At 66.6% G+C, this 13,640-nt stretch carries 4 protein-coding genes; all 4 read right to left on the bottom strand.

Features of this window, described 5'->3' with window-relative positions:
• Nucleotides 1–2: 2 nt before the first annotated feature.
• Entirely contained in the window at nt 3–3,284 is a 3,282-nt protein-coding gene (locus tag VM621_RS15905) for a dermonecrotic toxin domain-containing protein (RefSeq protein WP_325469944.1), read from the bottom strand.
• Between the two features lie 24 nt (nt 3,285–3,308).
• Nucleotides 3,309–6,932 (bottom strand): dermonecrotic toxin domain-containing protein, encoded by a 3,624-nt coding sequence (locus tag VM621_RS15900; RefSeq protein WP_325469943.1) that lies wholly within the window; start codon nt 6,930–6,932, stop codon nt 3,309–3,311.
• A 42-nt stretch (nt 6,933–6,974) separates the two neighbouring features.
• Nucleotides 6,975–10,262, bottom strand: a complete 3,288-nt coding sequence (locus VM621_RS15895) for a dermonecrotic toxin domain-containing protein (RefSeq protein ID WP_325469942.1) — start codon at nt 10,260–10,262, stop codon at nt 6,975–6,977.
• Nucleotides 10,263–10,434: 172 nt separating this feature from the next.
• On the bottom strand, nt 10,435–13,608 hold the full coding sequence (locus VM621_RS15890) for a dermonecrotic toxin domain-containing protein (protein WP_325469941.1): 3,174 nt from the start codon (nt 13,606–13,608) through the stop codon (nt 10,435–10,437).
• Nucleotides 13,609–13,640 lie beyond the last annotated feature (32 nt).

Below are 13,640 nucleotides of genomic sequence, written 5' to 3'. Positions count from 1 at the left end.
GCTCAGGGAGATGTCGGCGGCGGCAGTGTCGATTCGACATGGAACTGACCGGCGCCGAGCTTCAGCGTCCCCCAGCTATTGGAGCGGACGACGAACATCTCCGCCGGCCCTCTGGTCGGGGCGAGCAACTCGGCGTTGGCGCCATTGCCCAGGCACATGAACCGCTGTCGACAGATGGCGGCCGGCGGCTCGTACAGGCTGCCGGGATCGATGCGCACCGAAAACGTCGTCGTGCGGTTGAGATCCGGCGCGCCCATCGCCTCCCGGATCCGCTCGATCGATGCCGTGGGTGGAACGGTGGTCACGCGGACGCCGTGGACCCCATGGTCGATGAAGCGCGGTGTGATCTCCGCCAAGTCCTTGCTGTAGCCCGGGTTCCCGCGATGACGTATCAGGTCGCTGTCCTTGAACGGCACCCTTCCGTAGTACCAGAGATCGTCCGGCGCCTGGGCCCTCGGCACCTCGCGCATGCTACCGAATCGACTAGTCAGGTCGACGGGCGCGGCGGGTGCGCGGAGCAATGGTGCCGTAGTCCTCATGAAGTGGGCCCAGCGCGCCGCAGCCAACGCTTCATTCCAGCGAGTGCGCTGTCCGACGGAGATCGGTGCGATCGACGTCGATGCGGGCGCCGTCCTCTCCATTCGCATTCGCGCAGCGACGAGATCCCGCTCCAGGGGGTCCGGGAAAGCGCGTTCGATCTCGGCCTGAAACTCATCGTAGAGGTCGGGCAGCCGGTCCGGGCCCCCCGCTTGCCCCCGACCGCTACCGCCCCGCAGACCGACCCGACGATAGGTCCAGCTTCCCCACGCGGTTCGCTCTATGGCGGGGCCGCGAAACGCACTGCCCGCGTCGGGACGGGCGAGACGCCAGCTACCGTAGTCGCTGTCGTGGAGCACCCGGTACAGTTGCCCGCGATGTTCGATGTAGGTCTTGCCCTCGATGGTAAGGATGCCGTCGCGATTGGCCTGGCCGGCCTTGCGAACATTCGTTGCTGCAAAGCGCGGTTCGAAGACCACCGCCGGTTGCACGGCTGGCCTGGCTTCGACCAGTCGGGGCCCGGCCCGGAAGCGTGCGCCAACCAGGCCGCGCGCCACGGACGCCGAGCCCAATGCATAGGCGGGAAGCGCTACGGACAGCGAGACGTTGTAGAAATCCGCGAAATCGACGAATGCCTGGGAACCGTCCCCGGCCTTGATGTTGTCGTAAAGGCGCCACGCCGCCTGCGCGGCGCGACCTGGCGCGGTAACGACGCCCGTTATCGCATTCGTCACTACCTGCTGCGTCGACGCATTGCCCAGGGTCTCCACCAGCCAGCTCCAGTGGGCTTGCTCCGCGCTTCGGGTGAAGGCCTGCACATTGCGCAAGCCCAGTTGCACATCCACCTCGTAAGCCGATGCAAGGAAGTCGCCGTTCACCTCGCGCTCCTCGAAGGGAGCATCCGTTCGCGTATAGGCCGACGTGGAACCGGATCCCAGTACCCAGTTGGCGAGGTGCTCACCGACGAACTCGCGCCCGCTGCCGTTGGGCAACGCGCGCGCGTACTCGGCCGGCAGCCTGTCGAGAAGGTACTCGCGGAAGCCAGGGTGATAGAAGAACCGTCGTCCGGCATCGGCCCTGTCGTCGAACTCGCGGAACGTGATGCCATCCGGTGCGTCCGGTGTATACAGAATGACGTTGGGCACGCTGCCGGGTTGGCGCACGCCGATGGCGAGGATGTCGCGCAAGGGCGTCCCACGATAGGTGATCTGGCGCGCGACGATCTCGTGTCCTTCGACGCGTGTCCGGTCCGCAGCGTTTGGGGCGTCGAGCACGACCTTCACCCAGCGGTAGCCGCGTTCGGAACGATCGAAGCGAAACGACCGGGGTACTTCGTCAAGGTAATACGACAGCCTCGCCTCGGCCGCCAGGAAGCGCATGTGCGAGAGCTGCAGGCTGGTGGCGTGTGCGCGACGCATGGGGGCTTCGTCGCCGGAGCGGAATGTCGAGTCCACGTAGCCCTGATAACGCGATGAAAGGTCGAGTTCCCGAACCAGGCTGCGGAGGGTGGCGTCGTCCAATGCAGCAATCGGCATGCCGTCGCTCGTGCTGGCACTCAGGCGCGCGGGATCGAAGGCGGCGATGTTCTGGTAGGCGAGGTCGACCAGCTTGATGTATGACGGTGCCGGTCCTTCGAACAGTGCCTGCAGCGACTCCAGACGAGCGGCGAGGTCCCTGCTCCGATCGACGCGAATCTGGATATCCGTTGGGTCGTTGGAGACCCCGAGTGCCCGCAGACGCTCCCCGATGGCGGCGGCCGCATACGCTGGCAGATCGAGGGGCGTGGGCAGGCCGGCCTGGCTTTCGACGGACGTCACCGACCGTTGCGCCGAAGCGTAGTCGGTCTCGGCATCGCGCCAGTCGGCGGCAACGTTGGCCGGGACGCGTCCGAGTCGTTGCGCATTGAAGGCCTCCATGAGGGCGGCGTGGCGTGTGGCCAGCACGTTCTCCGTGTCGAACAAGCGGTCCAGTCGCAAGATATCGAATCGTGCATCCACGAGGGTTTGTTTGCTCTTCTCACCCTCATCGGCCAGCGAGAACTCGAACCAGGCCTGGCGAAGTTTGTCGTACTGCACGTCGATCGACCGGTCGACCAGGGTGCCGAAGGGATCGCTGGGGATTTCGCGGGAATCGACGAACGCGTCGGGGCCGATGGTCGCAACGTGCTGACGCGAAACACCATGAAGGTCGGGTGACACGATCAGGGCAGCGCGCATGCGTCGCTCCATCTCGGCATGCGCATCGACCAGGTTCGCGAAGGATTCCCAACCGCGCACGGTCGAAAAGACCAGGACCCGGTTTGGGAGGCGATCATCCAGGAAAAGGAGAACGCCGGCGTAGGGCACCTGGCCGAACATCAGTTCGCGGGCCTTGATGTGTGGGGCTGGCGTGGCGCCTGCGGCCGACGTGAGCGAACGAGCGATCGCCAGCGTGGCGTCGTCGAACTGACCGTCTTGCCGGGCGAGAACGGCCAGGCCGCGTGCGGCGGCGAGGATGCGGGTTTTGACCGCCGCGCGTCGCGTGGGACCCTCGGCGCTGTCAGCTGGCGGTGCGCTCCAGTAGGCATCGACGGCGCGGAGATATGGCACAAGGCTGCCAGGGTCGATGGTCTCGGGAAGTGCGGGGATACTGGCTTGTTCCGTAGCCAGCCAGGCCTGCAGGCCGACGATACGATCGAAGGCGTCGGTGGCTTCCTGCAAGCTGCTCTGAATCTGCGCAGGCGGTGCCTGCGGGGGGGCCATGTCCATGGCGATTTCCTTATCGTGAGGGGATTAGAAGCGGATACCGGGAAGCGGCGTCGGCTGTCCGCCGCGGCGGCTGACACTGATGATGTAGGACGTAGCGATGCGAACACGCCGGCTGCTCTGCAATGTGTACTGGTACTCGCCGTTGGGAAGGATGCGCCGGCGCAGCTCGAATCCCGGCCCTCCCATGACCGCCTGTCCGGCGGTCGTCGCATCGCGCAGGCGTGCCATGTCGATCAGCATCGCGTAGCCGAGTGGATCGCGTCGTCCGGCCTGTTGGATCGGCGAGGTGCCGAGCGCCTCGGCCAGGCGGTTCAACGGCGTTTCCGGGGGAAGAACCGAGACCGGATACGTGCGTAGACCGCTGGTTGCGTCCATCAATGCCGTATCGCCGCCGAGCGTGACGACTTCGCGGTGCAGCCCGGGTACGAACTCGGTGTGGAAACGGTGCTTGCTGAAATACCAGACCTGTCGCGGCCATTCGTCGTGAGGCACGAGCTCGCCGAGAGGCAGCGTCTCCGCCACGTCGCTGGCCGAATCGATCGACGGCCGCCTCGACGAGCGCGGCGCATTCCTGGCTAGGGTGAGCGCTTCGTCCCAACGTCCCTGCTGGCCGGGCGTGAGCGTGGGCCGCGGAGGTGTCGGATCGCCGGTGGACGAGGAAATGGATGGGGACTGGAGATCGGCGACGGTCGTCGAGCCGGGTGAGGGCGGGCGAGAGGGGACGCGCCGTCCGTCCGCTTGCGCCCATCCACGGATACCCAGCACCTCGGCGCGTTCCGCGTGGAGCGGGAACCGCGCGTCCAGTTCGTGCAGGAATACGCGTCGCTGGTGCGCGCTGAGGGCCCCGATATCGGCATGGAGATTCGGGTCGACAAGAAGGGCGCTTCGTGGCCGGACGACGATCTGCAGGTGCGTTCCGTCGTCCCTGATGCGTGCGAGCGCGCTCGGATTGTCCGTCAGCGCAGCCGTAATCTCGGGGCGGAAGGGTTCCATGACGTGGGGTAGCACAAGGGGTGGAGGCGCTGGGGGCGCAGCCTGGGCAACCGGCGCCGCATCCTCGACGGCGGCAACCGCCAGCAGTTCAGGCTCGTCCCGAACGACGAGACGACCCAACCGCTCGCGTATCCGGCGCATCCCGCCGCGCAGGCCGACGTCGTGTGCGTACACCCATCGGCCGTCGATACGTTCGAGCAACGGACCGGTGAAGCGAGCATCCATGGCGCCCTGGGGTGGGGAGAGACGCCACAACCCGTAGTCGTTATCGCGGCGCACGAGAAAAAACGTTCCCTCGTGATCGATGTACGACTGGCCCCGAACCCGAAAAATGCCCTCGTCATCGGGTTTGCCCGCCTTGCGTAGAGTACGCACCGCGTAGCGGTCGTCGAAGCGGGCTCGTGGCGGCGACCGCCGTATATTCGTGCTGGCCACGCCGCGCGTCGCGGAGCGGGAACGCACCAGTGCCCCCGCGATGTGGCGTCCACCGACAAAGGGTGGCACCGCGAGATTGAGGGCATTCACGTAGCCTTCGGTGAAGGCGATGAAAGCCTCCCCGGTGTCGCCGGCCTTCACGTGGTCGTAGAAGCGCCAGGAAGCTTGCACCATGCGTCCTAGGCTGGCCGGTACCTCGGCGAGCATCGTCGCTACCACGGTCGCCGGGGCGGCATTGAAGCGACCTTGCAGGTAGCTCAACCACGCATCCTTATCGGCGTCGGCCGTGGAACGCGTGAGGAGACGTGCGTCGCGTCGATATTTTTCGACCATCGTGTCGTAGGAGGTCGCCAGGAAGTCGCCTCGTACTTCCCGTTCGCCGAAGGGTTCGGCGGTCAGTGTGTATGCGGCATCGCCCCGTGAACCAAGCACCCAATGGGCAAGCCGATCGCCGGCGAACTGCCGTGTCGCCCCGTTGGGAGACACGGTGGCGAATTCGGCGGGAAGGCGATCGAGCAGGTACTCGCGAAAGGCCGGATGGTAGAAGAACTCCTTTGCGGCCTGCTGTCGGCTCTCGAACTCCCGGAAGGGGCGACCGTCCGGTGCGCCGGGTGTGTACACGACCACGCGAGGCGCGCTGCCCGCGGTACGCGACGCGAAGATGAGAACCCCTTCCAGGGGGGCCTGCTGGTACGTGACTTGCGAGACGACCACCTCGTGCTTATCCACGTGGCGCGTGCCTGCCGGGGCATCGAGCGCGGCGTCGACCCACCGGAACCCTCGCTCGTCCCGATCGTCGATGAACGAACGTGGGTCGCCGGGCAGGTGATACGACAGCCTTGCTTCGGCCGCCTCCAGGCGCATCTGCGCCGCGTGTACGGCCATGGCGAGCTTTCGGGCGAGGGCCCCGACGGGGCCTTGCCGAAGGCGCTCATCGAGGTGGTTCTGGTAGCGACGCGCAAGATCGAGATCGCGAACCATGTCGCGGATCGCCCCCTGGCTCAGGCGGTCGCGAAGCGACGCGCCCTCGGCATCCACGGCGTGCAGCGTTTCGAGGGAAAAGCGGCCGGTGTTCTGGGCTGCCAGATCGATCAGCGAGACGCGTCGCACCGCCGTCGATCCCGGCAGGGGGTCGAGCAGGTCGAGGGGCTCCGGAAGAACCTTGATCCGGCCTATCTCGACGGTGATTGCCTCGGGCGAGGTGTCAACGCCCAGCGTCGCCAGCTTCGCTGCGAGTTCGCGCGAGGCGAATGCGTGCAAGGTCAAGGCCGGTTGCACGCCGAACGCTGCGCGCAGCATCGCCGCCGTCGTCAGCGTGTCGTTATAGGTGTCGCGCGCGTCATACCACGCGTCGCGAGCGCTCGCCGGGACGTCTCTCAGGCGTTCGGCGACGGAAGCCTCAAGCAAATAGGCCTCGCGCAGGTGCTCGATGGCGTCGATGTCCAGCATCGATGTAGATGACAGTTCGTAGCCGATGCGGTCGCCGAGGCGGATGGCTGCATCCGGTTCGGCGATGTCGAGAGCATAGTCGTCTACGGCGTGCGCGATTCGGCTCGCCTGCACGTCGACCATGCGGCTTGCCAGTGTGGCGAAGACGTCGCCGGAGATCTCCCGGGAGCCCACGGTGCCCTGTGTCTTCGCCTCGGCGAACGCGTCGTCCTCCAGCCCGCTGCCATCGGTCGCATCCACCGATTCCAGCATTCGCCGGCGCGTCGACTGCAGGAGGCGCTCCAGGGAATCGAAGGCCTCCCATCCGCCGTGAACGGTGAACAGGAGCGCGAGAGCGGGTTTGGCATCGTCGACCACGATCAGCGATCCCGCGTGCGGAACATCGCCCAGCATGAGCTCGCGTGGATGAAGGCCAGGCGCCATGGAGCCGCCCTTCAAAGCGGCAGCGCGCGCAGCGAGCGACGCCGCGTCGGTGCCGAGCGTTCCGTCGAGGCCGCGCAGCGTGGCTTCCTCTTTCATCACGCTGGCCAGGTGACGACCCAGCATGGTGACGCGCGTGTCGCCCCCGGTCGTTTCGGATGACGCCCAGAAGGCGGCAAGCGCATCCAGGAGTTGTCGGGCAGCCGGGGCGTTCGGTTCGGTGAGCGAGGGGCGCGCATCGCACATGCGCACGAAGGCATCGCGTGTTGCGATCAGCTGGCGCAGCGCATCGATCGCGCTCTGGTTCTCGGCTTGCACGATCTCGTGTGACGTGGCTGGTTGGACATCCATGTCGTTCTCCTTGGGTGGTGGCGCTGGAAGGAACGGCTGGCGCTACGGAAAGCGCAGCCCGGTGCGAAATTCGCCTGCCCTGAGCGGAATACCGGGAAGGTCCCGCTGTCGGGTAGGAGAAAGCGGAGCGATGTCTCGCTGCGGCGCAGGCAACGTCGGTTTGATGACGAACTCCAGGCCGGAGCGATGGGTGACCGTGTAGAGGTTGAATTCGTACGTGCCGTCGGTTCGTTGCCGGTCGCGCAACTTGCCAAGGTCGATCTCGACATAGGCACCGGCGATGTTCTGCACCTGCTTGTCGGTGAACGAGGCCGTGCGCGTCGTTCCGCGCATGACTTCGACGATCTGCCGTGAAGGGCGGCCCGGATCGAGTGTCATCACGTGCAACCCCGAGGGTCCTGTCGGCGCGGGGAGCGACTGGTTGAGCGTGAGCGTCGTTCCGGTGAACATCGCGTGTCGGTGAGGGGTGGTGTAGTGCCACACCGTGGTGGGCCATTGGCTGCGCTCGAGCTTCGCCAGTTCGAAGCCCGACGTCGCCGGGGGCGACGGAACGCGCAGGCTCGGCGGCGGACGGCGTGTCTGCGCCAGAGCGGCATCCCAGTGGCGTATCAGGGCGGCACTCGTCGGCCGGCCGTGCGTGCGATCGTAGATCAGCCGCTTCGCGACGCCGGAGCGGAGCCCCTGACGTGACAGTGCCTGGACCAGCACCTGGATATCGCCGTTGCTCAGGCCGGTGGTCTCGGTACGCAGTCCGCGATATTCCATGAGCAGGTCCGCGGGCTCACGGTCGTAGAGGTCGGGCCGGTCAGGTGTCCCACCGCGCAGGCCCACGCGCTTGTTGTGTCGCCATTGTCCGGTACCGTCGCGCGTCACCGGCGGTGCGTAATCCGCCGACGTATGTCCGGGCCTACGGAGGCGCCAGGTGTCGTTGTCGCGATCGAAGTGCACGCCATAGGCCCGCCCACCGTGCTCGATGTACTGTTTTCCATCGACCTCGTAGATGCCGTTGCCGAATGCGCGTGCGTCTGCAAGTCTTACGTCGCGCGCGACGTAGCGCGCGTCGAACGTCGCTTCGAGATCCGGCATCGCGACATGGGTCGCGGTAAGCCGACGCGGATGGTTGCGCAGCCGGGACAGCAGCGTCCTGCGGAAGGCACGCTTGGGCACATCGGCTCCGATCAGGTCGCTTACCGATGAAAAGGCACCGACGAAATGCTCGAAGGCCTGTACGCGTCCTTCGCGCCCGACGTGCTCGATTCCCTGCCAGATCGCCTGCATCGCGCGGAGACTTGCCACCGCCACGCCCAGGCGAACGGGCACGAAGCCCTCCGCGACCGCGACCGACAACATACCGACAGACTTCGCGTGATCGAAATCCGCTTCGCCGGTCGAGCGGGCCCGTTCCGCCGCGTCGCGACCGAGCTGAGCCAGCGCCACGTCGTACGATGCATCGAAGAGGTTGCCGGCGATGGCCTCTTCCACGAACCGGCCTTCGGTGAGCGTGAAGGGCCGCTCGCCGCTTTGGCTGGAAAGGGCCCATACGGCGCGCCTCGTACCCGTCGAAACGCGGAAGCGGCGGGTGACGCCATCGCGATCGACCGACGACCAGGCGGCCGGCAGTCGTTCGAGAAGGTACGACTCGAACGCGGGATCGTTGAAGAACGCGGCGGCGGCGGACCGGCGGTCGGAAAACTCGCGAAAGCTGCGTCCGTCGGGCGCGTCGGGCGTGTAGAAGACGGTGCGGTAGACGCTTTCCTGCGCCCGCACGCCGATCGCCAGGATGTCTTTCAGCCGCGCCCCTTCGTAGACGACGTGGCTTACGACGATGTCGTGATCTTCGACGCGTCGCCGCCGCGCCGCCTCGGGTGCGTCCAGAATGGCCTCGACCCAGCGATAGCCTCGTTCGGCATGGTCGTCGATGAAATCGTTGGTCTCTCCCTCGACGTAGGCCGTGGAACGCGCGTCCATCAGTTCGAAACGCATCCTCGCCTCCTGCAGGCGAGCCGATGCGGCCCGCAGGCGTTGTCCATGCGCGGATGTCTTCAGTTCACGCACCAGGTAGTCCTGATAGCGGTTCCTCAGATCGAGGGCCCGAACCATGTCGACGATGTCGTCGCGTCCGAGCGTCAGGAGAAAACCGCCGCTCGCTGTCCTCGCCTGCATGCCTCGCATTTCGAGAAAGCCAAAGTTCTCATGGGCCAGCTGGACCAGGGATCGCCGCTCGACATCGGTCCCGAGATAGCCGTATGAAGCGTTAGCCGTAGTCGCGAACAACTCGATCGTGATGTCGGCCGGGTCATCGGCGATGCCGCGGCGCTGCAGGAGGAGGGTCAGTTCGTCGCGTGCGAACTGATCGATGGAAGCGACCCGATCGAAGCCGGTGCCCGCCAGCGCGCGGCCGGCACCTACCCGTTCCTCGCGATAGTCGGCGAGTGCCTGCTCCCACGCTTGCCGCACGCTTGTGGGCAGTTGTGCAAGACGCCGCTCATGCACGGCGGCAAGCAGACGGCCCTGCCGACGATGGAGCATGACTGAGACATCGAGATAGTCTTCGGGAGCGAGCGCGTCGTTGAGGCGATCGGCAAGCCGTTGCAGGTTGCCTTCGCGATCGTCGTGCCGTGTCCATGCATCGACCACCTTGCGGCGCTGCACCTGCACGACGTTGTTCGTGAGCACGTCGAACGCATTCCCGACGATGTCGCGGGAGGTGACGAATAGCTCGCCGGTCATGACGGCAGGATCGTCGTCCGCAAGACCGGGAAGATGAGCCGTGGCGGCAAGGGTCTCGCGCAGACGTTCCTCGACCTCGGCGTGGAGCGCGTCCAGGTCATCGAAGCGTTCCCATCCACGGTCGGGCGTGAAGAGCAGCGTGCCGGCGCCATCGCGGTCATCGGCCACGATGACGGCGCCTGCGTAGGGTAGCGTTGTCACCATGAGCTCGCGTAGCCGGACATGGGGTGGCAGGATGTGTCCCTGCGCGGCGGTGACGGCGAGGATGGCGTCCTTTTCCCGAGCCAGCAGCTCGCCGTCGGCGACCGCGAGCCTGGCCGCATCCGCCATGACGGCCGACCAACGCAGGGCGAACGCCTGCAGGCGAGGGATGGGCAGGTGAGCGGGGTAGGGCGGGACCGGCGCCTGCCAGGCGGCGGCGAGATCCTCCATGAAGTTCATACGTGCTGACGGCGCCTCGCGGACGGTAACCGTCGGCAGGAACGCCTGTTGATCGATCAGCCAGCGCTGGGATTCGACCATGCGCGGGACGAGCGTGGCGGGTTCTTCGTCGGTCGTGCGTGTCATCGCCGGCGGCGTGGCCGGGGGCGCCATATCCATTTGGCAAATCGTCGGTGAGTGGGAATGCGCAGTGTAGGCAGCGCCCTCGTCGCACCGATGTCGGTGTGATCGTGTGCGGGCGCGGGTCGTTACCGCGATGTCGGCCCCCGTTGCGCCGACATCGCACCAACCCTCGACCTACAACAATGTAGCGGTGAGCAAGATGTGCCGCTTAAGGCGACGCCCGGCCGCCAGCGGCGAAGTCCCCTGCTTCGAGACCCAGGAAGCTGATCGGAAAACCTACCGCGGGCTGGACCACGTAGCTGGGCTCTCCGCTCCGTCGATCCTCGATGATCCTCAGACCGGGCGACTCCGGCGTACCGCGCCGGTTGCGGAAGCGATCGGTGTTCAGTCGAATCCACCTGGGACCTTCCACGCCGACCGGTGCCTGGGTAGACACCGGCAGTCCGGTCAGGCCCGATCCCGGTAGCGCCTGGAGAGGTAGTACCAGCTCGCTACCGCCGCCGACAGCGAGCCCGCGACCTTGCGGGTAATGCCAGAGCTGGGCCGGCCACTCGTCCACGGGCAGGACGCGCCAGGAGGCTCCTGGTCCGGGCTGGGAGCCTATCGATAGCGGTTCGCGCGGCGTGCTGCGTGCGGTACGCAACGCATCGTTCCACGCCGTGTGCTGACGCAGTGTCACGAAGCGTGGATAGGGTTGAGACGTGACTTCCCAATACAGCCGGACGGCTTCGCGGCCATTGCGCAGACGCGCAGCCAGGGACTGCTGGAAGGTCCAGCTCTGGAAGACGGAGAGAGCCTCGAGCCCTGCTCCCGTGATGCTACGCGAGCGGTGCTGCGGAAACGCGGCATCGTCTACCCAGCCGCCCCGCAGCCCTACGTCGGTTCGCAAGCGCCAGCCGCCGTAGCGTGCAGGTTCGACGGCGGCTGCGGCGAACGTGGCATCCATGGCGTCGGGGCGTACGAGTCGCCAGGTATCGAAGGAGGGGTCGTAGCGTAGTTCGAAGACGAGTTCCTGTTGGCGGATGTAGCGCCGTCCGTTGAGTCGGTGGATACCGAGGGCATCCGGACGGGTAGCGCCAAGATCGATGTCGCGCACGGCGTATCGGGGATCGAGCCAACGTCGGGCGTCAGGCAGGAAGCTGCCGGCACTCACGGGGCGAGTCGCGTTGCCGGCAGGACGCAGCGACAGGCGTGTCCTGGTTGCCCTCGACGCTCCGGTGCCCCAGCCTGCGAGGGCGAGCGAGGCGGTGTAGGCCTCGGTGAAATCGACGAAAGCCTGGCCGTTGTCCCCTGCCTTTACGCTGTCGTAGAAGCGCCAGGTCGCGCGGAGCGCTTGACCGACCGCGCCCAGCGTGTCCTCGACCACGCCGGCGGGGCCACCAAGACCGTGCAACGCGCCATGAATGATGCCGACGGTTATCTCGGTGTCGGCCTGCGCCGTACTGCGTCCGAGCCAGGCGACGTCGCGCGCCTGCCGCACGATCTCCGCGTCGAACAGTGCCGTACGGACATCGCCATCGACGAGGATCTCCGCGAAAGGTTCCTCGGTGATCGTGCCGCGGCCGTCGCCGGATGCTCCCAGTACCCAGTGCGCGCGTCGCGTGGCGTCGGCGACCCGGAAGCGCCGACCGCCACCGTTGGGAAGTGGCTCCCCGTATTCGGCGGGCAACCGCCTCAAGAGGTATTCCTGGAACGCTGGCGCATACAGGAATTCCCGCGCCGCGGTCGCCCGGTCGCTGAACTCGCGGAAGGGGCGGCCGTCGGGCGCCCCTGGGGTGTACAGAACCACGCGCGGCGAGCTGCGCGCATCCCTTACGCCGATCACCAGCACGTCGCTGACCGCTGCGCCACGGTATGTGAGTTGACGCACGCCGATCCTGTGATTGCCGACGGTGCCCCGGCTCGACGCCGCCGGACTGTCCAGCACGGCCTCGACCATGCGATATCCGCGTTCCTCGCGGTCGTCGGCGAAGGCGGCGGTTTCCTCGGGAAGGTAAGCCGCCATGCGCGCGGCGGTGGCTTCAAGGCGCATACGCGCGTGCTGCACGCGCATGACCATGTTGCGGAACCTGCGGCCTTGCGGGTCGCTCACCCGATCGCGCAGATAGCTCGCGAAGCGGCGGGCGAGATCGAGTTCGCGAGTTATCTCGCGTACGGCATGAACACTCGGACCTGTGCGTGACCCGGCGGTGACGACGCGAAGGCGGCGCTCGTCGTAATAGCCGGTGTTGCGCAAGGCGAACTCGGCCAGGCTCATGCGTACCGGGGGTGTCGCCGGCGTCGCGCCGCCGGTCGGCACCGTGATGCCTTCGTTGCCGCTGGCTTCGATCTGGATATCGTCGGGATCCACCTCGATCCGCCGGCGGGACAGTGCGGTGCCGAGTTCCTGCCGACTCCATGCGGCAAGGGTGAGCGGGGCTTCGTCGACGTGATGTCGAGTCCACGCCGAGGCCATGAGCCGCGCCAGTCGGTAACCCTCCATGGCCTTGCGCCAGTCCTGCGCCACGTGTGCGGGAACGCGGGCGAGACGTTGCTCACTGAGATTGACGGCCAGCCGTCCTTCGCGCTCGACAAGCATGGACGAAATGTCGAGCTTGTCGTGCAGGTCGAGCGCCCACATGGTGTCATCGGCGAGGCGCTCGGTAGTGTCCGTCGTCTCGTCCGGCGACAGCCAGGCGTCCTCGACCTTCTCCCTCTGTAGCGCCGTCATGCGCTGGGCCATGACGTGAAAGACATTGGCTTGCAGCGGTGACGAATCGACGAAGCGATCGTTGGCAACCACCCGCTCGGTGTCGTCGGCGCGGATGCCCGGAAGTTCCCGCCGGCGTGCGAGAAGCTCGCGCAGCCGTGCCTCCGTCTGCGCATGTAGTCGCTCGATGCCTTCGAACGCATCCCAGCCACGGTCGGGCATGAAAAGAACGGCGAGCGCGGGATCGTTTCGGTCGAGCAGGATCACCGCACCCGCGTAGTCGACGCGGCCGATACGCAGTGTGCGGGCTTCCATACCAGGGGGAAGGTCGCCACCCAACGACCGTGCGAAGCGTTCCGCCAGGTTTGCCGCCGCGGGATCGAGCGTGCCGTCGAGGCGCCGGACGATGGCATCGTCACGCATGGCGGACGCCAATCGGGTCGCCAGCGCATCCGTGCGCGGTATCGGTCCCGTTCCCGGTTCATCCTGCACCGACTGCTGCCAGAACGCGTCCAGGGAGGCCAGCCACGCCTCGCGCCCTTCGACGGTGGGGCGAGCAGGTAGCGCTGGCATGTCCCGATGCTGCGCGCGCAACCATGCCTGCACCGCGACGAGCCGACCGAGGGCGTCGACCGTCTCCTGTTGCGTACTGCTTACGATGGCAGGCGGTGCCTGCGGTGGTGTCGTTTCCATGCCGTGCCCTTTGCGTGGGTATCCAGCGCAAA

The sequence above is a fragment of the Luteibacter sp. genome, from assembly GCF_035539195.1.
In the GTDB taxonomy this organism is placed as follows: domain Bacteria; phylum Pseudomonadota; class Gammaproteobacteria; order Xanthomonadales; family Rhodanobacteraceae; genus Luteibacter.
Note: the sequence above shows the minus strand (reverse complement) of the source record. Positions and strands in the feature narration are given on the sequence as shown.